Here is a 24,242-nt window from a genome sequence, read left to right as displayed (position 1 = left end):
TTATAGGTGCATGCACTCTGGTGGGGCGGGCGCTCCACCAGAGTGCCCGAACATTGGAAAAGGTCGTTGAGATATGAGCTACCAGTCTGTTTTTCATCCCGACTTGTTTAAGGGCCGGGTGTTTATTGTTACCGGCGGCGGTTCTGGTATTGGCCGGTGCACGGCCCATGAGCTTGCCGCATTAGGTGCCCGAGTTGCCCTCGTGGGCCGTAAAGCCGAAAAAGTGGAATCTGTAAAAGCAGAGATCATCGAGGATGGCGGTATTGCGTCCGCCCATGTCTGTGATATCCGTGAAGAGGACTCGGTCAAGGCCACGGTGAAGGCGATCATTGCCGAACACGGAGGCCTGAATGGTTTGGTGAACAATGCCGGCGGGCAGTTCCAGGCGCCGCTGACCGGGATAAACCAGAAGGGCTGGGAAACGGTGGTTCGCACCAATCTGACCGGCGGCTTTCTAATGGCACGGGAAGCCTACACTCAGGCTCTTTCCAAAACCGGCGGCGCCATCGTCAATATCGTGGCCGACATGTGGGGCGGCATGCCCGGCATGGCACACTCCGGCGCAGCCAGGGCCGGTATGGTGAACTTTACCCAGACAGCCGCCGTTGAGTGGGGCGCGTCCGGGGTTCGTGTAAATGCGGTCGCTCCGGGCTGGATTGCCTCAAGCGGCATGGACAATTACCCCGAACACATGAAGCAGTGGATCCGCAGTCTTGGCGACAACGTGCCCATCAAGCGAATGGGGACAGAATCCGAAGTCAGCTCGGCCATCTGCTTTTTGCTCAGTCCTGGGGCGGCGTTCATCAGCGGCGACTGCCTGCGGATCGATGGCGGCGCTTCCCAGGGCGGCCGGGTCTGGCCGTTGCCTAAAGCCAAGAACAACGAGCCCTACAACGGCTTTCACCGGGCTGTCACCCCGAAAGTTCTGAGCGACGACTGAGGAGCCGAACATGCAGGAACTTGAATCAACCGTAAGCTCCCAGTCCGAAGACTTCCGCACCAACGCCGAAGCCATGGAAGCCCACATCACCACATTCCGGGACGTTGAGCAGAAGGTTCTGGATCTGGCGGAAGCGGCCCGGGAGAAGTTCACCAAACGGGGCAAGCTGCTCCCAAGAGACCGTATTAACCGGTTGCTGGACCGTGGTGCACCGTTTCTGGAGCTCTGCTCCCTGGCCGGCTACAAAATGCATGACGACAAGGACGGCAGCCAGGCCGGCGGCGGTATCATCGCCGGTATTGGTTATGTCAGCGGCATCCGCTGTCTGGTGGTGGCCAGCAACAGCGCCATCAAAGGCGGCACCATTACGCCAGCCGGCCTGGACAAGACCCTCCGGCTGCAGCAGATCGCCATGGAGAACAAGCTCCCCGTGGTCTCCCTATCCGAAAGCGGCGGCGCCAACCTTAACTACGCTACCGACATTTTTGTGCTCGGCGCCCGGGGCTTTGCCAACCAGGCCCGCATGTCAGCGGCCGGCATTCCACAGGTCACCGTGGTCCACGGCAACGCCACAGCAGGCGGCGCTTATCAGCCAGGCCTGTCCGACTATGTGATCGTGGTTCGCGAACAGGCCAAGATGTTCCTTGCCGGCCCGCCACTGCTGAAAGCAGCGACCGGTGAAGTTGCCACCGATGAGGAACTTGGCGGCGCGGAGATGCATGCCACTGTGGCAGGAACGGCAGAGTACCTGGCCGAAGACGATGCCGATGGCATCCGCCAGACCAGAAACATCCTCGAAGCCCTGCCCTGGAACGAGCAGTTTCCACCCCGGCGCGAACTTCAATGGGAGGAGCCACTCTACCCGGTCGAGGAGCTGTTGGGTGTAATCCCGGCGGATTCCAAGAAACCCTATGATGTGCGCGAAATCCTCGCCCGCATTGCCGACGGCTCAAAGTTCATGGACTTCAAGAACGAGTTCGACGATCAGACCGTCTGCGGCACCATCCGGATCGAGGGCCATTCGGTGGGCATCATCGGCAACAACGGCCCCATCACCCCGGCCGGCTCCGCCAAGGCCGCCCAGTTTATCCAGCTCTGCGACCAGGCCGGAACGCCCCTTCTGTTCCTGCACAACACCACCGGTTTCATGGTGGGCACCCACTCGGAGCAGAACGGCATCATCAAACACGGCTCGAAAATGATCCAGGCCGTTGCCAACTGTCGGGTGCCAAAGGTCGCAATTGTCATCGGCGGTTCCTATGGTGCAGGTAACTACGCCATGTGCGGACGCGGTCTGGACCCAAGGTTCATCTTCGCCTGGCCCAACAGCCGAACCGCGGTTATGGGGCCGGCGCAGGCAGGCAAGGTGATGCGTATCGTGGCCGAAGACAAGCAGCGCCGCGGCGGTATGGAGCCGGATCCGAAGACACTGGATTTTCTGGAGCAGGCCACGGCGAAGAAACTGGAGGAAGGCTCAACGGCGCTGTTTGGCACCGCGCGGCTATGGGATGACGGGTTGATTGATCCGCGGGATACCCGGCGGGTTCTGGCTCTGGTTCTCGATGTTTGCCGGGAGGCAGAAGCTCGGCAGTTGCGGCCCAATACGTTTGGGGTGGCCCGCCTGTAGGTCTGCTTGTTTTGCGGAAGGAACCGGTTGGGACACCCTGTCCAAAAAACGCTACGAGCACCCGCAAGCGGGTCCAGCCAGCAATCATAGATTGCTGTCGCTCCGCGGCACGCGAAGCTTCGCTTCTAAAGCGTTTGCTCCGCCCATGTGCGCTTGGCGTCGGCCATCCTTGGCCGCCGACATTTTTGGACAGGGGGTTCCAACCAGTTCGTCGAAATGCAGAGTTAACGCTTGAAACAAGCATGCTTTTCAACGACAGCATGCAAAAAACAACCGTAGGTCGGATTAGCCAAACGCTTAATCCGACGAAAATGCCAGGCCACCCCGCCAATCTGTCGGGTTACGCTTTCGGCTAACCCGACCTACAAAAACAACAAAACTGCCAGCAGGCAGCAAACAGTTTGCAAACATAAGCGGCTGTGTGGGATCGGTTTCAGAAAATGTCGGCGGCCATGGATGGCCGACGCCAAGCGCACAGGGATGTGCTCGTAGCGGTTTTCTGAAACCGATCCCACACAGCCGCCACCCAAGCTAGTGAACGTGCACCAGCAAACAGAAGGCACGAACTAACATCCAGGAGAACAAGAACGTGAAATTCACAGCCGAACACGAAGCCCTTCGAAAAACCGTCCGCGATTTCGTGGAGAAGGAAATCAATCCCCACTGCGACGAATGGGAAGCCGCCGGAGAATTCCCGATTCATGAGCTGTTCAAAAAGCTCGGAAACCTCGGAATCCTGGGTATCCAGAAGCCCGAAGAATACGGCGGTATGGGGCTGGATTACAGCTACAACCTGGTGGCTGCGGAAGAGCTTGGCATGGCCCATTGTGGTGGTGTGCCGCTGGCCATCGGGGTCCAGACCGATATGTGTACCCCAGCCATTTCCCGGTTTGGTTCCGATGAACTCAAACGCAGCTTTCTCGCCCCGGCCATTGCCGGCGACATGGTGGGCTGTATTGGCGTCAGCGAGGTCGGCGCGGGTTCTGATGTGGCGGGGATGAAAACCACCGCCAGGAAAGACGGTGACGACTACATCATCAATGGCTCCAAGATGTGGATCACCAACAGTCCAAGGTCCGACTTTATCTGCCTGCTGGCCAACACCTCGGACGACAAGCCCCACAAGAACAAATCCCTGATTATCGTGCCCACCAAAACCCCGGGCATTACCTTCAGTCCGCATCTGAACAAACTGGGCATGCGCTCTTCAGAAACCGCCCAGATCTTCTTTGACGACGTGCGCGTGCCCCAGCGCTACCGCATTGGCGCCGAGGGCACCGGTTTCATGATGCAGATGCTGCAATTCCAGGAGGAGCGCATCTGGGGTGCGGCCAACGTGATCAAGGCGCTGGAGAACTGCATCACCAAGACCATTGAGTACTGCCGCGAGCGCAAGACCTTCGGCCAGCCACTGATCGACAACCAGGTGATCCACTTCCGGCTGGCCGAACTCCAAACCGAAGTGGAAGCCCTGCGCGCCCTCACCTACCAGGCTTGTGAACTGCATGTTGACGGCAAGGATGTAACTCGCCTCGCTTCCATGGCCAAGCTCAAGGCCGGACGTCTAGGGCGTGAAGTCACGGACAGCTGCCTGCAGTACTGGGGCGGTAATGGTTACATGTGGGATAACCCGATTTCCCGGGCACACCGGGATGTTCGGCTGGTGTCTATTGGCGGTGGTGCCGATGAAATCATGCTCGGGATTATCTGCAAGATGATGGGAACCCTTCCGGGCAAGAAACGCGACTGAGAAACGGACGGTGGAGTCATTTATGGACCAGGTACCGCATTGCGAAACACTGATTCTGGAAAAACAGGGCCCCACCCTGTTTATCACCATCAACCGACCAGACGTTCGGAACGCCATGAGCCTGGAGATGGTGGCGGAATTGTCCGCGGTGTTTACGCAGATCGAAAACGACCTGCATATCCGCGCCGTCGTCATGCGGGGCGCTGGTGGTCATTTCTGTGCGGGCGGCGATATCAAAGACATGGCCGGTGCCCGCGGCCAGAAAGCGGCCGAGGGTGAGGCGGACCCGTTCTATCGCCTGAACCGCGCCTTCGGCCAGATGATTCAACAGGTTAACGAATCCTCGAAAGTGGTCATCGCTATCACCGAGGGAGCCGTCATGGGCGGTGGATTCGGTTTGGCCTGCGTCTCCGACGTCGCCATCGCCGGGCCATCAGCAAAATTCGGCATGCCGGAAACCTCACTTGGTGTGATTCCCGCCCAGATTGCGCCCTTTGTGGTTGAACGGATCGGCCTCACTCAGGCCCGGCGGCTGGCCCTGCTGGGTTTGAGAATCGATGCAAACGAGGCATGCAGTCTTGGAATCGTTCACCAGGCGGCATCTTCCAATGATGAACTGGAAGCGATGCTGGCCAGCGCTCTGGATCGTGTTCGCCATTGTGCACCGGTTGCCACCGCTGAAACCAAGGCGTTGCTGCATCGGGTTGGTCATGAACCCATGAGCGGTTTGCTCGACAGTGCGGCGGAGAAATTTGCGGAAGCCATTCGGGGAAGCGAAGGGACAGAAGGCACTATGGCGTTCATGCAAAAACGTCCACCAGCCTGGGCAAGCGAATCGGACTGATGCGGCCCTCAGCCTCGCGGCTTACTCCAAAGGAGAGAACAAGAACATGTTAAAGAAACTACTAGTGGCCAACCGCGGCGAAATCGCAGTCCGGGTGATCCGCACCGCGAAAGCCCTGGGTTACCGCACCGTGGCCGTCTACTCAGAGGCCGACGCCAGGGCCATGCACGTGGAACTGGCCGACGAGGCCGTCTGCATTGGCCCCGCACAGGTATCCGCCTCCTACCTGAAAAGCGATGCAATTCTTGAAGCCGCCCGCAAAACCGGCGCCGACTGCATCCACCCGGGTTACGGCTTCCTCTCCGAGAATGCCGCCTTCGCCAACGCCTGCAAAGACGCCGGATTAGTGTTCGTTGGCCCGCCCGCCTCGGCCATCGAACTCATGGGCAGCAAGCGCAGATCAAAGATCGCCATGCAAGAGGCCGGCGTGCCGGTGGTGCCCGGCCACGAAGGCAACAACGCCAGCGACGAAGAACTTATCGCAGCTGCCAAAGACATTGGCTACCCCCTGATGATCAAAGCCTCTGCCGGCGGCGGTGGCCGGGGCATGCGTCTGGTTGAGAGCAAATCCGAACTGGCCGAAAATATTAAACGAGCGCGGTCCGAGTCGAAACAGGCCTTCGGCGACGACGAGTTGATCCTCGAGAAAGCCGTAATTGAGCCCCGCCATGTGGAAATCCAGGTATTCGCGGACAGGCACGGCAATGCCGTGTACCTGGGCGAACGCGACTGCTCGGTACAGCGCCGACACCAGAAAGTGGTTGAAGAAGCGCCCTCTCCCTTTGTGACGCCCGAACTACGCCAGGCCATGGGTGAGGCCGCGGTTAAAGCAGCTCTGGCCTGCAATTACGAGGGTGCCGGCACCGTCGAGTTTCTGGTGGACAAGCACCGGAACTTCTATTTCCTGGAAATGAACACCCGCCTGCAGGTGGAACACCCGGTCACCGAGCTCATTACCGGCCAGGACCTGGTCGCCTGGCAGCTCAACGTGGCCGAGGGACGCCCGCTGCCACTCGGCCAGGACGATATTCACCTGAATGGCCATGCCATTGAGGTTCGACTCTATGCAGAAGATCCTGCCCACGGATTCACACCCCAGACCGGGCCGCTATTCGCCTTTGAACCAGCCGAAGGCGAAGGTTTACGGTTTGATACCGGGGTACGATCTGGAGATGCTATCACTCCCCACTACGACCCCATGCTGGCCAAGGTAATTGCCTGGGGCCAGACCCGAGATCAAGCCCGCCGGCGGCTGATCCGCGCGCTTGAGGACACGACCGTGTTCGGTGTAACCACCAACCGCCATTTCCTGAGCCGGATTATCGCAGACGAGACTTTCGGGGCCGGCGAAGCAACCACGGCCTTCCTCCAGCGGGCCTTCAAGGACGATCCCTCCCTGCAGCCACAGACTCTGGACATTCGCCAGCTGGCGCTGGCCGCTTGCGTGCTCGACCATGGCAGTTCAGGCCAGAGCGCCTGGAGCAATGCGCCGGCCACCATGACGCCGATCAAACTGGAAAGCGGTGACACCATTGTCGAACTCCTGGTCACTCGCAGCGGTAATCAGTTGGCATTCAATATGGGTGAGACACACCATACCCTGATGCTTGAAAGCCAAAGCGATGGCCTTTTATGCATTATCGACAACGGCGTTCGTCAGACTTGCCAATATCACCGCCAGGGCAATTCCCTATATTTGCAGGCGTTTGGGCAATCCTGGTCCGTACGGGACATAACTCACCAACCGGTCCAAGGTGCCGGTGGTGCGGGCAGTGGTCGCATTCAGGCAACCATGGACGGCGCTATCATTGATGTGTTGGTCGAGGCTGGCCAGAGCGTTCGCCAGGGCGATACGCTGGTGATACTGGAAGCCATGAAAATGGAGCATCCGGTTAAAGCCGACCGCAACGGCGTTGTCGGCGAGGTTCTTGCCAGCAAGGGTGACCAGGTGAAGCGCAGTCAGTTGCTGGTCGAGATCACCGCCAACGAGACGGCCGAACAGGAGAATGAGGCATGAGCACATTGCGTAACCGCACCGTTTTTATTACCGGCGCCAGCCGTGGCATCGGCCGGGCTATTGCCCTCGCCGCTGGCCGACAAGGCGCGAACGTAGTGATTGCCGCCAAATCGGGTACGCCCCATCCAAAGCTGCCGGGCACGATTCATACGGTGGCGGAGGAAGTGCGCCAAGCCGGCGGCCAGGCACTGCCGCTGGTTCTGGATGTCCGGGATGAAAAGCAGATTCGCCAGCGCATTGATGAAGCCGGAGAGCATTTTGGCGGCATCGATGCTCTGGTGAACAACGCCGGCGCCATTCGCCTGACCGGGGTGGAAAACCTCAAGGTCAGCCGATACGACCTGATGCACCAGGTCAACGCCCGGGCAGTCATGGCCTGCAGTCAGGCCGCCCTGCCCTGGCTGAAGGAGTCGGGCCAGGCCCATATCCTGAGTCTTTCACCGCCTCTGAACCTGAATACCCGGTGGTTTGCCCAGTACGGCCCCTACACCACCACGAAGTATGCCATGACAATGCTGAGCCTGGGCATGGCGGAAGAATTCAAACGCTACGGCATCGCGGTTAACACCCTGTGGCCAAAGACGCTGATTGCCACGGCAGCCATCGAATTTGAAGTTGGCGGACCCCAGATGATGGCCCAGGGCAGGAAGCCCGACATCATGGCCGATGCCGCTGCCAGCATCCTCAAACGTTCGCCTGAAACCATGACTGGTCAGAACCTGATCGACGAGGAGCTGCTACGGCAGGACGGTATCACCGACTTCGAGCATTACCGTTACGAGCCGGGCGATAAACCCCTGATGCCGGACCTGTTTCTGGACTGAGCCCGCGGCATGCGTTGTTCCGGGCTCAACGTCCACACAATAAAAGGGACCAATGGAAAAACCATGAGCCAAGACAACGTATCCGCACTGGACATAGTCCGCAGCCTGCCCGGGGTTTTTCGCCGACTGCCGGCGATTACCCGGGGCCTGTACTACTACGCCCTGAAAGACGAGAACCGTGAGCTTACGCTCGGCACGCTTGTCGAAAACAACGCCCGGAATGTCGGTAACCGGCCAGCCATTCTGTTTGAGGACCGCTCGATCACCTGGAACGAGCTCAATGGCTGGGCCAACCGTATCGCCCGCTACCTGCAGGACCAGGGGCTCGCCAAAGGCGATGCCATCGCGGTATTCCTTGAAAACCGCCCCGAGCTGCTGGCCGTCGTGGCAGGCGCGGCCAAACTCGGCGTCGCCTGCGCCATGCTCAACACCTCCCAGAAAGGCAAAGTACTCGAACACAGCATCAGCCTGATCGAACCCAAGATGATTGTTGTGGGCGAGGAACTAGTGGACACCTTCGACGGCATCAAGGCAGAGCTCAAGACCGACCACCCCGAGCCATTCCAGTTTCTGGCGGATACCAACACTCTAAACGTCTTTGCCGATGCTCCGGACAGTTACGCCAACATGGCCGAGGGGGTGAGCACTTTCAACAGCGATGCCCCGGTTCTGAGCGATACGCCAAAAATGGGCGACACCGCCATCTACCTTTTTACCTCCGGCACCACCGGCCTGCCCAAGGCGGCCCCGGGGTCACACCGCAAATTCATCATGGCCTACGGCGGGTTTGGCCTGATGTCTCTAGCCATGAAGCCGGAGGACGTTCTTTACTGCACACTCCCCCTTTACCACGGCACTGCTCTGCTGGTCTGCTGGGGTTCCGTCCTGGCCGGTGGCTCCGCCATTGCCCTGCGCCGTAAGTTCTCCGCCAGCGCCTTCTGGGACGACGTTCGCTACTACCACGCCACCACCTTCGGCTACGTCGGCGAACTCTGCCGCTACCTGTTGAATCAACCACCGAGCGAACAGGACCGGAACCACAGCCTCACCAAAATGATCGGCAACGGCCTCCGCCCCTCTATCTGGAGGGAATTCAAGGAGCGCTTCGGGATAGAAACAGTCGCAGAGCTTTACGCCTCCAGCGAAGGCAACATCGGCTTCAGCAACTTTTTCAATATGGACAACACCGTGGGCTTCTCTACCGCCCCCTACAAACTGGTGAAATTTCACGACGGCACACGGGATCCGGTTAGAGACTACAAGGGCTTCATGAAGGAAGTAGCCAAGGGCCAGCCCGGCCTTTTGATTGGTGAGATCACCAAGAAGTGGTCGTTCGAGGGCTACACCCAGCAAGAAGCCACGGAAAAATCCGTCCTCCGCAACGCCTTCAAGAAAGGCGATGCCTGGTTTAACACTGGCGATGTCCTGAAGGAAATTGGCTGCGGCCACCTGCAGTTCGTCGACCGCATGGGCGATACCTACCGCTGGAAGGGAGAAAATGTCTCAACGACGGAAGTGGAGAACATCATCGACGGCTCAGGATTGGTTGAGGAAGCCATCGTCTACGGCGTCGAAATCCCCGGCACCAATGGCAAGGCTGGCATGGTGACTCTGGTCCCGAAAAGCAACGGCACACCGTTCGACGTCAACAAGCTGTTCAGTTACTTGCAAGAGAACCTACCTGCCTATGCAGTGCCAGTATTCGTGCGGGTAACCCACGCCATCGAAAAAACGGGAACCTTCAAGTACCGGAAGGTGGATATCCAGAAGCTCGGATATTCGCTTCGGGACGGCGAGGACGTCTATGCTTGGCTGCCCGGGACTGACGGGTATACCCTGCTGACGCGGGAGCTGGTTTCGGAGATTGATGGCGGGAAGATCAGTTTTTAATCTTCGACCGATAGTTCGGCCCCAGCCTTCTGGGTCAGTGGTGTGGCAAGGGCGGAGTGTCAGGCTTTGATATTTTCGGTATATCTCGAATATCAGAAGTTGCCGGCTGGAAGCCCTTCCCAAAAATGTCGGCGGCCATGGATGGCCGACGCCAAGCGCACATGGGTGAGGCCGAGCGTTTATGAAGCGAAGCTTCATGCGACAGCCGAACGACAGCAATCTGTGATTGCTGGCTGGACCCCGCAGGGGTGCTCGTAGCGTTTTTTGGGAAGGGCTTCCAGCCGGCAACCTCCCAAAGCTTTCAGGCTACGACAATACTCAGGAGCCGACCTTCAACACCACCTTGCCGGTCGCTTTCCGCTCGGTCAAAGCTCCCAGTGCCTTTGCGTAATCCTCAAATTCGTAAACCGCACTGATCTTCGGATCAATCTTGCCTTCGGCGTAGAGCTTCATCAGCTCCATCATGTTCCGGGCACTGGCCTCAGGTTCACGCTGGGTAAAGCTGCCCCAGAACACGCCAACCACGGAACAACCTTTCAGAAGAGTCAAATTGGCCGGAATTTTCGGGATATCGCCGGCGGCGAAGCCGATGATCAGGTGGCGGCCATTCCAGCCCATAGCTCGGAGAGCCTGTTCGGTGAAGTCACCGCCGACGGGATCATAGATCACATCCACGCCTTTGCTGTGAGTCAGTTTCTTGACCGCGTCTTTGAGAGGCTCCTCGGTATAATTGATCAGCTCGTCAGCTCCGGCTTCCTTTGCGACCGCAAGCTTTTCGGCCGAACTGGCTGCTGCAATAACCCTGGCGCCCATCGCCTTACCCAGCTCAACCGTTGCCAGGCCGACGCCACCACTGGCCCCCAGAACCAGAAGCGATTCGCCAGGCTGAAGGTTACCTCGCTGCTTGAGCGCGTAATAGGAAGTCCCGTAAACCATGGTGAAGGCCGCGGCCTTCTCGTCAGACATACCATCGGGAACGGGTAGGAGGTTCTGTTCCGGCACGATGACTTCTTCGGCAAAGGCGCCGTAACCGGTAAGCCCTGCAACACGATCGCCCACTTTGAAACGGGTTACCTTATCACCAACCTCGATCACCTCACCCGCCATTTCGCCACCCGGGGAAAAAGGCAGACTCGGTTTCAACTGGTATTTGTTTTCAATGATGAGGGTGTCCGGAAAATTGAGGCCGGCGGCTTTGACGCGTACTTTTACACCGCGGCCTTTCACTTCGGGGCTTGGGACTTCTTCGATGACCAGCTTCTCTGCCGGGCCATATTCTTTACAGAGGATGGCTTTCATGAGCGCTCCGTTTTTGTTTGATCGTCTTCCAGGCGGCAATCGCCTGTGATTGTTATCCGTCAAGCTAAACAGAGTCTTATCATGAAGCAAATAAAGTTCTTTTATCTGAACGCATAAACCGCGCTTATTTCTTTCAGCAATTCAATCAGAGCATGGTCCCGCCAATTACCAGAGCCCCTACCAGAACCAGGCCGGCCACAATCAGACCTACTTTCATCCCGGAGGACAGCACCTGAGGCGCGTCGCCGACAGATTTGGGACCATCACGGTTGACCAGATTCTGATCCTGACTCGAGTTGCGTACGAGTTCGATCATTTTCTCACACTGATCGGAGGTGAAAGAGGACGGATCAAAGGATTCGAGTCCCTGATCGTCCAGAAATTTCTGAACGTCCCTCGACAGGGGCACGTATTTCATGGACCAGTTACTGAAGGTGCGGCTTTCCAGAGGTTCTTCTATCAGAGTGACAATATTGTGATGGCGGTCGTCCTTCAGGATTCTGTCGTAAGTGCGACGGACTGCATCCTCTTCACCTTCCAGATACTGGAAAAACCGATCGTTTCCGTAATAAAGACCACCGACCAACTGATCTTTGGCGTTATTTTTTCGGGAGGTCATCAGAATTCGCGCGACGTGGGGCTCTACACCTTTTTCCACCGGTTTGGCTTCGAATGTGGCTTCACTGGCATAGGCCAGACGCATTAGGGACATAACAGCTCCGTACAACAGTATAGAGGTAAGATGAATGCACCATACGCTTGAAAGTGTCGTTATGGATCACAGTCCCGGCTGGCCGTGAAACCTGCCAGCTCGGATCTGTAGATGAAAAAAAGGGTGGTTTCCGCTATCCTCCGCGCTCAAAACTACGCTACAAGGCCATTCTTCGCCTCTCCCGGGTTTCGCCATGCTCGACATCATCTACATACTTGAAATGATTGGGATCGTTGCATTCGCGATTTCCGGCATGATCGTAGCGCGCTCCAAAAACATGGATCCCGTGGGTGTGTTTACCATTGGATTCATCACAGCCCTGGGCGGCGGTACCTTGCGGGACCTGATCATGGACAACCACCCGCTCTACTGGATCAAGCATGAGGAGCAGCCCATGCTGATTCTGGCCATGGCTATTGTCTTTAGTTATTGGCAAGGGGCTGAGCGGCTTCGAGAGTCCAGAATCGTATTTCCGGACGCCATCGGACTCGGGGTTTTTTCAATTCTTGGCGCTCAGTTGGCCCTCGACCTGGGACACTCCTGGTTTATCGCTTCCCTGCTCGGGGTCATGACCGGTACTTTTGGCGGTGCACTGCGAGACACCCTGTGTAACGAAGTGCCCTACATCTTCCGTAAGGACCAGATTTACGCGTCGATTTCCTTTGCCGGGTGCTGGTTGTATTTCGTGTGTCAGTGGTTCCTCGATAACGAAGCTCTGCCTCTGACCATCGGCCTGCTTTTCATCGTGATTGTGCGGATGCTGGCTGTAAGGTTTGATATCCGGCTGCAGCGGGATCCGCACTAAAGCCAGAGCGGCCATCACAGTGTGACGAACTGTCAATCATTCCTTGGCCTGAGGCAGCTGAGCCGGTAATATTGCCGTTTTTTCACGCAATTCAAGAATTCCGTCCAGACCAGACCCCCAAACACAAACTTTTAGCATCCTGTGAGGCAGACACCCGTCATGCTTGAACGACTGTTCCAACTCCAGGCCCACGGCACCACTGTTCGTAAAGAAGTGGTTGCGGGCATTACCACCTTCCTGACCATGGCGTACATCATTGTGGTCAACCCGAGCATCCTGTCATCGACCGGCATGGATTTCGGGGCTGTGTTTGTTGCTACCTGCCTTGCAGCCGTGATCGGCACCCTGATCATGGGACTGTGGGCCAATTACCCGATCGCCATGGCGCCAGGCATGGGCCTCAACGCCTTTTTCTCTTTCACAGTCGTTGGCAGCATGGGCTACAGCTGGCAGATAGCGCTCGGAGCGGTATTCATTTCCGGCTTCCTGTTCTTCCTGCTGAGCATCTTCAAGGTCCGGGAATGGATCATTAACAGCATCCCCATGTCCCTGCGTTTCGGTATTTCTGCCGGTATTGGTTTCTTCCTGGCGCTGATTGCCCTGAAGAACGCCGGCATCGTTGTGGACCACCCCGCCACCCTTGTGGGCCTGGGCGAAGTGAAGGTTGCAGAGAGTCTGTTGTTCTTCGGGGGCTTCGTACTGATTTGTGCACTGTCCTTCCGCCAGGTAACCGGCGCCGTCATGATTGGCATCATTGCGGTTACTGGCGTTGCCATGGCACTGGGAATGGTGGAGTACAATGGCCTGGTTTCCGCTCCCCCCAGCATCGCGCCGACGTTCATGCAACTGGACCTGGCCGGCGCCCTGAATATAGGCATGATCAGCGTGATCTTCGCCTTCCTGTTCGTCGATCTGTTTGATACATCCGGCACTCTGATTGGTGCCGCACAGCGCGGTGGCCTGCTCGACAAAGACGGCAAACTGCCGCGACTCGGCCGGGCCCTGATGTCGGATTCGGTTGCCACCATGTCCGGCGCCGCTCTCGGTACCTCGACCACTACCAGCTACATCGAATCCACGGCAGGAATCTCCGCCGGCGGGCGTACCGGCCTGACGGCTGTGGTTGTTGCCGCACTGTTCCTGGCGTGCTTGCTGCTGTCACCCATCGCCAGCATCATCCCTGCCTACGCCACCGCCCCGGCTCTGCTTTATGTGGCGGTTCTGATGGCCAGCGGCCTCAAACTGATTGATTGGGAGGATGTTACTGACGCAGCCCCGGCTGTGGTCACTGCCCTGATGATGCCTTTGACCTTCTCCATTGCCAACGGCATCGCCCTGGGATTCATCACCTACGCCATCCTGAAGGCACTCAGTGGCCGTTGGGCGGATCTGAACGCCAGTGTTGTTATCATTGCGGTTGTCTTTGTTCTGAAATTCATTTTCCTTGATGCGGCCTGATCCGCATAAAGGCAATAACCGGAACGTTTATGGATTATTTCTCTGAGAGCATCAAAAAGGCCATTCGCACGGTCCCTGACTGGCCAAAGCCGGGCGTGGCCTTTCGCGATATCACCACGGTACTGCAGGACAAAACTGCCTTCCGGAAGCTGATCGATGCCTTCGTACACCGTTACCACGGCCACAACATTGATGCCGTGGCGGCGGTGGATGCTCGCGGCTTCATCATCGGCTCTGCACTGGCCTATGAGCTCAACGCCTCCCTGGTGCTGGTCCGCAAAAAAGGCAAACTGCCGTTCGATACACTGGTTGAAGACTACGAGCTTGAGTACGGCACGGCCTCTGTGGAGCTGCACAAGGACGCTTTCAAACCGGGCGATAACGTGGTCCTGGTGGACGACCTGATTGCCACCGGCGGCACCATGCTGGCGGCTACCCGCCTGATTCGCCGTATCGGCGCGGAGATTGTGGAAGTGGCAGCCATGATTGACTTGCCCGATCTGGGGGGCTCCCGCAAGCTGCAGGATGAAGGCCTTCAGGTTTATACTGTTTGCTCGTTTGAAGGGGAATAATCAACAGCAATAAGGAGGCGACCATGCCGGATTACCAACACCACTGGAAAGACGGCACTCCCGTCCATCTGCCGCTCGGGAAAATAGTCTGCATTGGTCGCAACTACGCCGAGCATGCCCGGGAGCTCAACAACCCGGTGCCGGATGAACCATTGCTGTTCATCAAACCCGCAACCTCGGCAGTGCACATCACCCGCCCCCTTGATTTTCCAAGAGACCAGGGGGAAGTTCACTTCGAGACCGAACTGGCGGTTCTGATCGGTCGCCCCCTGACCCGGGCGTCAGCCAGCGAGGCTGAGTCCGCGATACTTGGCTACGGTCTGGCGCTGGACCTGACCCTGCGGGATCTCCAAAGCAAACTCAAGGAGAAGGGCCAGCCCTGGGAAAGGGCGAAGGGTTTCGATGGCGCCTGCCCGCTGTCGCCATTTGTCTCAGCCGATAAGTTCTCCCATGCCCCCATCCACTTCACAATGGACATCGATGGCAACCGCCAGCAAACTGGCGATACCGGCGATATGCTCAACCCCATTATCCCCCTGATCGCCCACATCAGCAGCCAGTTCACCCTGCTTCCCGGCGATGTGGTGCTGACGGGCACACCGAAAGGCGTCGGCCCGCTGATCTCTGGCCAGACCCTGTCGCTTGAACTGGAAGACCTGCTGTTCGTGGAGACCAAAGTGGTTTAACGTGCAGGGCCGGCTAAACCCAAATCCGGTCAAAGGCGTACATCTGTTTATGGCAAAGAAACCGGTAACCTCCCGACGTGGTCGCTTCTTCAAACTCGCTGGCATGACTGCCTCTGTGGCAGGGCAGTATGCGGGCCAGCGCGCGCGCCGAATATTTCGCTCGGAGAACGATGAAGGCGCCCAGAGCGAAAGCTATACCCGCATGGCCGATCAGATTGCTGATACCCTTGGCGAACTTAAAGGCGCGGTCATGAAGGTGGGCCAGATTGCTTCCCAGACCCAGGATTTTCTGCCTAAGGAATTCTCGGACGCACTGGAGAAGCTTCAAAAAGAAGCCCCGCCCATGCCTTTCGAGGTTATAGTCGGGCAGATCGAATCGGAACTGGGCAAACCGGTTTCCGAGCTTTTTGAGTACCTTCAGGAGACACCCTACGCCGCCGCTTCCATCGGCCAGGTGCATAGGGCCCGGCTTCACGACGGCACCGACGTTATTGTCAAAATTCAGTACCCCGGCGTAGACGAATCCTGCGATTCTGATCTGAAACAACTTCGCATGGCCCTGAGACTGGGCGGCCTCCTGAAAATGCCCAAGGAGTCGGTCGACCGTCTATTCGCTGAAATCCGGGAGCGACTGAAAGAGGAACTGGATTACGAGAACGAAGCACGAAACATTGAGCTGTTCCGGGAGTTCCACAAGGACCAGCCCTGGGTTCTCATACCTGAAGTCGCGCAAAGCCATTCGACCCGCCGGGTTCTGACCATGGAGCTGGTTGAAGGCGATCACGTTAGCAAGATCACAAAAGAACGCTACGACCAGGACACTATCAACCTGATCGGCCAGCGTATCTTCACCCTGATGGCGGACCAGCTTTTTCGCTTCCAGTGCATCCATGGTGACCCCCATGCCGGCAACTTCGCCTATCGGCCCGATGGCTCCATTATCATGTACGACTTCGGCTGCGTGAAAAAGCTGAAGCCGGAGATCATCGAGGCCTACCGGAACGCCCTGGTTTCAGCCCTGGACGAAGATTACGAAGCACTGGATCGCCATCTGATTGACCTTGGCGCGCGGGTCGGCAGCCAGCCGGCCGTGGATGAAGCCTACTACGCCATGTGGCGGGATATTCTGGTGGTGCCTTTTGAACAGCGGGATGTGCCCTACGACTTTGCCGAGGCCGACATCCACAAACGCGTCGCTGAGAAAACCAGCACCGTGTTCAAATACCTGGATTACTTCAAGCCACCGGTGGAAAGCATCTTTATCGACCGGATGATTGCCGGCCACTACTGGATGCTGAAGCGGTTGGGGGTTCAGGCGGCGTTTCGGGAGGAGCTGGAAAGATATCTCAAAGCCTGAGGACCGAAGAGCTGCCTACAGGTATTTGGCAACCCACTCGGCAACACCCTCAACAGCACCCTTGCGAATAAACCGGGCCCGTGACACCGAAGCCGGCTCGCCGGGGTCAATCACTGTGATGGGCACATCCCTGTCCACTTCGTACACCAGCCCGGCAGCCGGGTATACCTGGAGAGACGTTCCTACTATCAGCAGATGATCGGCTGTGCGGACTACTTCGGCGGCTTTGTCCAGCATAGGGACTTCCTCGCCAAACCAGACAATATGGGGACGAAGCTGGGCACCGCGGTCGCAGGTGTCGCCTGGATTGATATCACGGTAACCGATGTCGTAAACGAGCTCCGGATACTTTGAACTGCGGGCCTTGGTGAGCTCTCCGTGGAGATGAATCACATTGCTGGCGCCACCCCGTTCATGGAGGTCGTCCACGTTCTGGGTAACGACCGTCACCCGGTAGCGCTTCTCAAGTTCCGCCAGCAGGCAGTGGGCCTGATTGGGTTGTGCGGACTCCAGCTGGCGTCGGCGATCATTGTAGAACCGCAGCACCAGTTCCTGATTCCGGGCAAAGGCCTCGGGCGTGGCAACATCGTAGACACTGTGCTGCGCCCACAACCCACCGTTATCCCGGAAGGTTGAGAGGCCGCTTTCGGCGCTGATACCTGCGCCTGTCAGTACTACGATATGGTCCTGCATCAGTCGAAAATCTTGCCGGGGTTCATGATTCCGTTCGGATCGAATACCTGCTTGATTCCTTTCAGATAAGCGATTTCCGCCTCACTACGCGTGTACTTGAGATAGGGCTTCTTGGTCATGCCTACGCCGTGCTCGGCAGAGACGCTGCCCTGATAGCGCTCAACAATCTCGAACACCCACTTGTTGACCTGCTGGCACTTCTCGAAGAAATCCTCGTTGGCCATATCCTCGGGCTTGAGGATATTAAGGTGCAGGTTGCCGTCGCCGATGTGGCCGAACCAGATAATCTCGAAATCCGGATAATGCTCGGTAACCACTGCATCGATTTCCTGAAGGAACCCGGGAACTTTGGAAACCACCACAGATATGTCGTTCTTGTAGGGTGTGCGTGGAGCGATCGACTCAGAAATGCGCTCCCGCAGCTGCCACAGGTTCTGGGCCTGGGTTTCGCTCTGGCTGATGACGCCATCCAGCACCCAACCGTTCTCCACGCACTGCTCGAACAGGGTCATGGCATCGTCCATCACCTGATCGGAGACCGATTCAAACTCCAGCAATGCGTAGTAAGGCGCTTCGGTTTCAAAGGGCGCCTGTACCTGGCCATGGGCCAGCACGTGCCCCATGGCCTGATGGGAGAAGAACTCATAGGCAGTGAGATCAATCTTCTTCTGGAAGGTTTGCAGCACATCCATGGTATTGGTCAGGTCATTCAGGCCAAGCACCAGTACCGTCAGGTTGTCCGGTTGACGGGAAAGCTTCATAGTGGCTTCAGTGATGAACCCCAGGGTACCTTCCGCACCGATAAAAAGATGCCGTAGATCATACCCGGTGTTGTTCTTCTCCAGATCCTTGTTCAGATCCAGGATATCGCCCTTACCCGTCACGACCTTGAGGCCGGCAACCCAATCCCGACTCATGCCATAGCGGATAACTTTGATACCGCCAGCGTTGGTAGACAGATTACCCCCGAGCTGACTGGAACCGGCGGAGGCGAAATCCACCGGGTAATAGAGACCGTTCTCCTCGGCTGCATTTTGCAACTGTTCCGTCACAACGCCGGCCTGGCAACGAACCGTGCGGTCACTGGCGTTGAAATCCAGGATCTGGTTCATATTATCGAACGCCACAACCACCTCGCCGTTGGCCGCCACCGCACCGGCACTCAGACCTGTACGGCCACCGGATGGCACCAGTGCCACCTGGTTCTCATTAGCGAATTGCACCAGTGCCTGCACCTGCTCGGTGGTCTTGGGCAACGCGATCGCCAACGGCTTGGGTGGATAGATCTTGGTCCAGTCCTTGCCGTAAGTATCCAGATCCGCCGGGTCAGTCAGCACCTTTCCGGGCGCATCACCGGTAGCCATCAGGTCTTTGAGGGAAGCAATGATCTGTTCAGAATTCATGGATTTTTCGGTCTCGTCAGGTTTGGGCCGGAGCGTCCTGCAACAGGAATCACAGACAGTTGGTTCAGGCAAACCGGCGCGCTGTGAAAATCTGCGTTTATGGTATCATACCGCCCCTGTTCTGTGAGCCAGCCCTGACGATCACTGGCCACAGGTCATTTCACGTGACGAAAGGTTCGGAAGCAAGCCCATGTCAAATACCTCTCTTGAGAAGAGCAAAATCCGTATCCTGCTGCTGGAAGGCGTGCATCAATCTGCCATTGATACCCTGAACGCCGCGGGCTATACCAACATCGAGTATCTGTCTCACTCGCTGGCCGAGGAAGAGCTGGTCGAGAAGATTGCCGATGCACACTTCGTCGGCATCCGCTCCCGCACACAGCTGACCGAGAAAGTATTTGAAGCCGCCAAGAAACTGGTGGCTGTGGGTTGTTTCTGTATTGGCACCAACCAGGTGGATCTCCAGGCAGCCACCCGGCGCGGTATTGCCGTCTTCAACGCGCCTTTCTCCAACACCCGAAGCGTTGCAGAGCTTGTTCTCGCTCAGGCGATCCTGCTCCTGCGCGGTGTGCCTGAGAAAAACGCCAAAGCCCATCGCGGCGAGTGGCTGAAGTCTGCAAAGGACAGCTACGAAATCCGGGGCAAAAAGCTGGGCATTATCGGCTACGGCAACATCGGCACCCAGTTCAGCGTTCTGGCTGAAGGCCTGGGCATGGACGTTTACTTCTACGATGTGGTCTCCAAGCTGTCAATCGGTAACGCCACCCAGGTGGGCACCCTCCAGGAGCTGCTTAATATTGCCGATGTGGTCAGCCTGCACGTACCGGAAACACCGGCCACCAAGTACATGTTCAAGGCCGAACAGTTTGCCCAGATGAAGCCCGGCAGCATCCTGATGAACGCCTCCCGTGGCACCGTTGTCGACATCGACGCCCTGGCCGACGCTTTGGGTAGCGGCAAGCTGCTGGGCGCAGCCATCGACGTATTCCCGGTTGAACCGAAGTCCAACGATGAGGAGTTTGTTTCTCCGTTGCGGGAATTCGACAACGTGATCCTGACCCCGCACGTGGGCGGTTCCACCATCGAAGCCCAGGAAAACATCGGTCGAGAAGTAGCGGAAAAGCTGGCCATGTACAGCGACAACGGCACCTCTGTTTCTTCCGTGAACTTCCCTGAAGTGGCTCTGCCGTCCCACCCGAACCAGCACCGTCTGCTGCACATTCACGAGAACGTGCCGGGCGTAATGTCCGAGATCAACCAGGTTTTTTCTGAGAACGATATCAACGTGTGCGGCCAGTATCTGCAAACCAAGGAAGACATTGGCTACGTGGTAGTGGATGTGGATAAAGAGTACGGCGAGCTGGCACTGGAAAAGCTGCTCAAAGTGAAGGGAACAATTCGCTGCCGCGTCCTGTTCTGATTGGCAGTGAGCTGAAACGAAAAAACCGGAGTTAATGCTCCGGTTTTTTATGGCTTAAAGTGCCCGGCTTGTTGCTGTGCTGCCTATTGCATAGGAACCAGGGTCAGCTCAACGCGGCGGTTCTGCTCACGGCCGGCAGCCGTATCGTTGGAAGCAATCGGATAGCGCTCACCGTAACCAACAGCGCGGGTACGCTTGGGCTCGATGCCCTGGTTCAGCAGGAAGTCGCGGACAGAAGAAGCGCGACGCTCACTGAGCAGCTGGTTGTAGCTGTCTGAACCAGAGCTGTCGGTATGCCCCTCAATCTGGATAATGGTCTTGTCATATTCCTTCAGAACCAGCGCCACAGATTCCAGCGTTCCACTGAACGACGGCTTGATGCTCGACTCATTCAGATCAAAGGTGATATTGCCCGGCATCACCAGTTCAATTTCATCACCGTTACGCACTACGCGAACACCAGTGCCTTCCAGCTTGCGCCGCAGCTCGGCTTCCTGCTTGTCCATGTAATAACCGATACCACCGCCAATAGCCGCACCACTGGCAGCACCGATCAGTGCCCCTTTGCCTCGATCGCTGCTGCTGGAGGTTGCCGCGCCAATGGCTGCGCCGCCAATGGCGCCAATGATACTGCCTTTGGTCGCACTGGAGGTTTTCTCCTCGCCGGTGTATGGGTCGTAGGTCATACAACCACCAAGACCAACAGTGGCCACTGCAAACGCGAGTATTGTCTTTTTCACAACTATCTCCTGTGCCTGATATTCCTGGCAAAGACCGCTAGCGAGTCTATGATGCCGAGTTCGTGAATGTATCAATGATGGTATTGAATACGGTTGCCTGCAAATCCTGAGCTTCATTCACAAGATGATGACGTCCGTCAGGGATCTTCAGTTCCTCAACCAAGGAAAATTTATTCCGGATAATGCGCAAATTGTGTTGCCAGTCGACGGTAAGATCCTTTTCACCTTGCACCACAGTCACGGGAAAATCGACAGGCCGGGCAGATTCGATATGCGGCACCCACTTCCGCAGCGCACTTACCCAATCCACATGTACCGCCCTGGCCTGGAGCGGATCATATTCCCGCAAAAAACGGAGGAAGCGGCTATTGCCACTGTTCTCCGCAAACACCCGGCGCCACCGGGATATAAACGGTTTTGCGATGCTATGAAGCACCTTTGCTCCTAACCAGCCCGCAGGTCTTACGAGAGGAGCGAGAAGCACCACTCTCTGAAAGTCGGAGGTCTGCTGGTTGTGCTGGTTGGACAACAGGTAGTCGATCAGGATCGCACCACCAGTGCTCTGACCGACCGCGAACCAGGGCTGACGCAACTTGTCCCTGACCTGGGCCATCACGTCTGCCAGAACCCCCTGGTACTCCAGGAAACTGCCTATGGCCGCCGGCGTACCGCTGGAAAGACCATGGCCTGGCTGATCGTAGGCCAGCACATCAAAACCGGCGCCCAGACAGCGGTCAATCAACTGGCTATACAATCCGACATGATCGAAGTAGCCGTGCAGAATGAACACGGTACCTCGCTCAGTTGCCTGCTCCGGCAACCGGAAATAGTGCACCATAACCTCGTGATCACACGCTTTGACGTAACCCTGATGATAAGCAACGTCCGGATGTTCCACCCAGAGATCCAGACCGTAAAAGCGGCAATAAGCCACCATTTCATCACTGAGATCCCGGGAGGATGCCGGATCGAACGGTTCGAGTCTGTCCAGGAGCGAGTGTCTGTCCCAATTCGGTATTTCTATGGTATCTGTTTTCCAGTACACGTAGAGTTAAACGCCTGTCATGAATGAGTTATAAATTTTGGCCTCCAATCCTAACCCATAGCAGGGGAAAGACACAGATGTTGCAACACCTTCTGGAGAGTGCGTTGCGCCAGACCATGAACCGGTTGGTCAGACCGGTACTTACCCCGGCAGTGCCTGTTTCACTCCAGCGACGCATTGTGCGTCAGGCTTACCGGAGTTCTATACCACCGCGAGGGGCAAGCTTCGAAAACACCACGGTGGGCGGCATTCCCGCCACGAGGACCAGCTTCGGCAACAATCCTCACGGCGCCGTTCTCTATCTGCACGGCGGAGGCTATATCATCGGTTCCTCTGCCACGCATCGGGGCATAACCGGGCACCTAGCCAGAACCAGTGGCTGCACCATCGTCACACCGGATTACCGACTGGCGCCGGAATTCCCGTTTCCCGCCGCACTGGATGATGCCGAAGCTTGTTGGAACGGATTGCTGACGGAGGGATTTAAACCGGAGCATATCGGTGTCGCGGGCGATTCCGCCGGTGGGGGCCTCGCAGTTGCCCTCGCAATGCGGCTACGCGACAAGAACCAGCCGCTTCCGGCATCGCTCACGGTATTTTCACCCTGGGTGGACCTCACCCAGGAGAAGCTCTACGCGCCGGAATGCGAACCGGTGCTCCAGGCCAGTTGGACCAGCAAGGCTGCAAAGCTCTATGCCGGCCAGGAATCCCTGACCCATCCACTGGTATCACCGATATTCGGGGATCTGAGCGGCCTGCCACCCTTGTTGATCCAGGTGGGCAGCCAGGAAATTCTGCTGAATGATGCCGAACGGCTGGCCGAAGCGGCAAACCGGCACGATGTGGAAACCCGGCTCGAGGTTTACAACAGCCTTTGGCACGTTTTTCAGGTGCACAGCGGTCAACTCGACCGGGCAACCGCAGCAATGGAAACCGCCGGCGAACACATCAGACGTCATCTGGCAGGCTGAGCTCGCCCCGGGCCAGGGCCTCTTTCCTGGGCCGGGGCCACTGTTTGATGTGCCACTCCAACCGTGAAGCCCGGCTTCTGTCCCCGGCCGCAGCACTGAACACCAGTTGCAGTGGCCCCTTGCCTCTCAAACTACGCGCTCCCCTGGGGGCTCCCGCCTGATGTTCATTGAAACGCCGCTCAACGTCGGTGGTTATGCCGGTATAGAGCGCCCCCCTCGCGGTTCGAACCATGTAGACAAACCAGCTAGCCAAGGTTCAGGGCCTCTTCCCGATCCTTCACTTTTTTCTGCTGAATCCAGAGCCCCATCATGATCAGGACCAGACCGATGTAGGTGGAGGGCAGAATATGCTCGCCGAGAATAAAATAGATGAACACCAGCGAAAGGAACGGAGAGATAAAAATCAGATTGCTGACTTTCGAGGTATTCTCCGCTTTTTTCATGGCATAGGACCACAACACGAAAGCGATACCCATCTCGAACACGCCTACGTAAACCGCTGCAGCCAGCGACGTTCCCGGGGCAAAACTGAGTCCCTCCGTCCACCAGCAAATCAGCAGAATCACCGGTAGCCCGCACAGAAAATTCAGGAAAAGACCAACCACCGGATCACGGGTATCCCGGGTGGCAATAATCCAGTAAGACGCCCAGACCACTGTGCTGCCAAGGGCGAGAGAGACCCCAAGCGGATCCTCGAAGCTCAGCGAAGTTACAGCCCCACGGGTGGCAATCACCACCACCCCGGCATAGCAGATCAGGCCCGCGACAATATCCAGTTTGCGCAGCCGGTGCCCCAGAAAGGGTACCGACATATAGGCCAGCACCAGAGCCCAGGTGTAATTCAGCGGTTGCGCTTCCTGGGCGGGCAGTCGGTCAAAAGCACCGAACAACAGAAAATAGTACAGACAGGGATTGATCAGCCCCATGCCAAAAGACTGGGCGTACTGTTTGCGACTGAGCGAAAACACCAGATGCCATCGACCCTGAAGCATCAGGATGACCGCCATCACAACCACCGACGCACTGCATGCAATCAGCAGCATCTGAACGGGAGCCAACTCCCTGAGAGACAGCTTGAACGCGGTTGCTACCGTCGACCACAACAGCACCGTGCCGAGGCCATAGAGCATTGCTTGCTTCTGGTTAGTCATTCGCGGCCTCCTGCCAGTACCTGAAACTCCATCGATTC

The 24,242-nt window shown here is 57.3% G+C and carries 22 protein-coding genes; 14 read left to right on the top strand and 8 right to left on the bottom strand.

All coding sequences use genetic code 11. The features are described from left to right. Positions 1-73 precede the first annotated feature (73 nt). The 7 genes from CFT65_RS08080 to CFT65_RS08050 all read left to right on the top strand — a co-directional run bounded on the left by CFT65_RS08080 (position 74) and on the right by CFT65_RS08050 (position 9,892). Positions 74-940: an SDR family oxidoreductase gene (locus CFT65_RS08080; protein ID WP_088827548.1), complete on the top strand. Its 867-nt coding sequence runs from the start codon at positions 74-76 to the stop codon at positions 938-940. A gap of 10 nt (positions 941-950) precedes the next feature. Further along, positions 951-2,567: an acyl-CoA carboxylase subunit beta gene (locus CFT65_RS08075; protein ID WP_088827547.1), complete on the top strand. Its 1,617-nt coding sequence runs from the start codon at positions 951-953 to the stop codon at positions 2,565-2,567. A gap of 589 nt (positions 2,568-3,156) precedes the next feature. After that, positions 3,157-4,317, top strand: a complete 1,161-nt coding sequence (gene atuD, locus CFT65_RS08070; protein ID WP_088827546.1) for a citronellyl-CoA dehydrogenase — start codon at positions 3,157-3,159, stop codon at positions 4,315-4,317. Between the two features lie 22 nt (positions 4,318-4,339). Continuing rightward, the gene (locus CFT65_RS08065; RefSeq protein WP_088827545.1) at positions 4,340-5,161 is read left to right on the top strand and encodes an enoyl-CoA hydratase/isomerase family protein; all 822 of its coding nucleotides are present in this window, start codon (positions 4,340-4,342) and stop codon (positions 5,159-5,161) included. Positions 5,162-5,207: 46 nt separating this feature from the next. Continuing rightward, positions 5,208-7,178 (top strand): acetyl/propionyl/methylcrotonyl-CoA carboxylase subunit alpha, encoded by a 1,971-nt coding sequence (locus tag CFT65_RS08060; RefSeq protein ID WP_088827544.1) that lies wholly within the window; start codon positions 5,208-5,210, stop codon positions 7,176-7,178. Further along, complete coding sequence (locus CFT65_RS08055) at positions 7,175-8,002, top strand: SDR family oxidoreductase (protein ID WP_088827543.1); 828 nt, start codon at positions 7,175-7,177, stop codon at positions 8,000-8,002. The genes CFT65_RS08060 and CFT65_RS08055 overlap by 4 nt, the downstream gene beginning before the upstream one ends. 63 nt (positions 8,003-8,065) lie before the next feature. After that, positions 8,066-9,892 carry a long-chain-acyl-CoA synthetase gene (locus tag CFT65_RS08050; RefSeq protein WP_088827542.1) on the top strand — a complete coding sequence of 609 codons (1,827 nt, stop codon included), beginning with the start codon at positions 8,066-8,068 and terminating at the stop codon, positions 9,890-9,892. Positions 9,893-10,210: 318 nt separating this feature from the next. Here CFT65_RS08050 and CFT65_RS08045 read toward each other — a convergent pair whose 3' ends face one another. Beyond that, positions 10,211-11,191, bottom strand: a complete 981-nt coding sequence (locus CFT65_RS08045; RefSeq protein WP_088827541.1) for an NADPH:quinone oxidoreductase family protein — start codon at positions 11,189-11,191, stop codon at positions 10,211-10,213. 145 nt (positions 11,192-11,336) lie between these two features. Continuing rightward, complete coding sequence (locus CFT65_RS08040) at positions 11,337-11,903, bottom strand: BLUF domain-containing protein (protein WP_088827540.1); 567 nt, start codon at positions 11,901-11,903, stop codon at positions 11,337-11,339. Positions 11,904-12,096: 193 nt separating this feature from the next. Here CFT65_RS08040 and CFT65_RS08035 point away from each other — a divergent pair, with 193 nt between their 5' ends. The 5 genes from CFT65_RS08035 to CFT65_RS08015 all read left to right on the top strand — a co-directional run bounded on the left by CFT65_RS08035 (position 12,097) and on the right by CFT65_RS08015 (position 16,781). Further along, positions 12,097-12,708 (top strand): trimeric intracellular cation channel family protein, encoded by a 612-nt coding sequence (locus CFT65_RS08035; RefSeq protein ID WP_088827539.1) that lies wholly within the window; start codon positions 12,097-12,099, stop codon positions 12,706-12,708. Positions 12,709-12,867: 159 nt separating this feature from the next. Beyond that, the gene (locus CFT65_RS08030; protein ID WP_008174056.1) at positions 12,868-14,166 is read left to right on the top strand and encodes an NCS2 family permease; all 1,299 of its coding nucleotides are present in this window, start codon (positions 12,868-12,870) and stop codon (positions 14,164-14,166) included. A gap of 29 nt (positions 14,167-14,195) precedes the next feature. Further along, the gene (locus CFT65_RS08025) at positions 14,196-14,738 is read left to right on the top strand and encodes an adenine phosphoribosyltransferase (RefSeq protein WP_088827538.1); all 543 of its coding nucleotides are present in this window, start codon (positions 14,196-14,198) and stop codon (positions 14,736-14,738) included. Between the two features lie 23 nt (positions 14,739-14,761). Continuing rightward, complete coding sequence (locus CFT65_RS08020) at positions 14,762-15,424, top strand: fumarylacetoacetate hydrolase family protein (protein WP_088827537.1); 663 nt, start codon at positions 14,762-14,764, stop codon at positions 15,422-15,424. 49 nt (positions 15,425-15,473) lie between these two features. Then, positions 15,474-16,781, top strand: coding sequence for an ABC1 kinase family protein (locus CFT65_RS08015; RefSeq protein ID WP_088828186.1), 1,308 nt, complete (start codon positions 15,474-15,476; stop codon positions 16,779-16,781). Positions 16,782-16,796: 15 nt separating this feature from the next. Here CFT65_RS08015 and CFT65_RS08010 read toward each other — a convergent pair whose 3' ends face one another. Continuing rightward, positions 16,797-17,474, bottom strand: coding sequence for an SIR2 family NAD-dependent protein deacylase (locus CFT65_RS08010; protein ID WP_088827536.1), 678 nt, complete (start codon positions 17,472-17,474; stop codon positions 16,797-16,799). Next, entirely contained in the window at positions 17,474-18,877 is a 1,404-nt protein-coding gene (locus CFT65_RS08005) for an FAD-binding oxidoreductase (protein ID WP_088827535.1), read from the bottom strand. Before CFT65_RS08005 ends, CFT65_RS08010 begins: the two co-directional genes overlap by 1 nt. A gap of 190 nt (positions 18,878-19,067) precedes the next feature. On the opposite strand from CFT65_RS08005, the gene serA reads away from it, so the two are divergent. Then, positions 19,068-20,297 (top strand): phosphoglycerate dehydrogenase, encoded by a 1,230-nt coding sequence (gene serA, locus CFT65_RS08000; RefSeq protein WP_088827534.1) that lies wholly within the window; start codon positions 19,068-19,070, stop codon positions 20,295-20,297. An 83-nt stretch (positions 20,298-20,380) separates the two neighbouring features. On the opposite strand, the gene CFT65_RS07995 is transcribed toward serA, so the two are convergent. After that, a complete protein-coding gene (locus CFT65_RS07995; RefSeq protein ID WP_088827533.1) occupies positions 20,381-21,037 on the bottom strand; it encodes an OmpA family protein in 657 nt (218 codons plus the stop codon). 46 nt (positions 21,038-21,083) lie between these two features. After that, on the bottom strand, positions 21,084-22,082 hold the full coding sequence (locus CFT65_RS07990) for an alpha/beta hydrolase (RefSeq protein ID WP_088827532.1): 999 nt from the start codon (positions 22,080-22,082) through the stop codon (positions 21,084-21,086). A gap of 77 nt (positions 22,083-22,159) precedes the next feature. Here CFT65_RS07990 and CFT65_RS07985 point away from each other — a divergent pair, with 77 nt between their 5' ends. Then, positions 22,160-23,053, top strand: coding sequence for an alpha/beta hydrolase (locus CFT65_RS07985; RefSeq protein WP_088827531.1), 894 nt, complete (start codon positions 22,160-22,162; stop codon positions 23,051-23,053). On the opposite strand, the gene CFT65_RS07980 is transcribed toward CFT65_RS07985, so the two are convergent. Beyond that, on the bottom strand, positions 23,031-23,285 hold the full coding sequence (locus tag CFT65_RS07980) for a GIY-YIG nuclease family protein (protein ID WP_088828185.1): 255 nt from the start codon (positions 23,283-23,285) through the stop codon (positions 23,031-23,033). The genes CFT65_RS07985 and CFT65_RS07980 overlap by 23 nt on opposite strands. Positions 23,286-23,298: 13 nt before the next feature. Next, a complete protein-coding gene (locus CFT65_RS07975) occupies positions 23,299-24,204 on the bottom strand; it encodes a DMT family transporter (protein WP_088827530.1) in 906 nt (301 codons plus the stop codon). Positions 24,205-24,242: the final 38 nt, after the last annotated feature.

The organism is Marinobacter sp. es.048 (genome assembly GCF_900188435.1).
Taxonomy (GTDB): Bacteria; Pseudomonadota; Gammaproteobacteria; order Pseudomonadales; family Oleiphilaceae; genus Marinobacter.
This window is presented reverse-complemented; position numbering and strand designations above follow the sequence as displayed.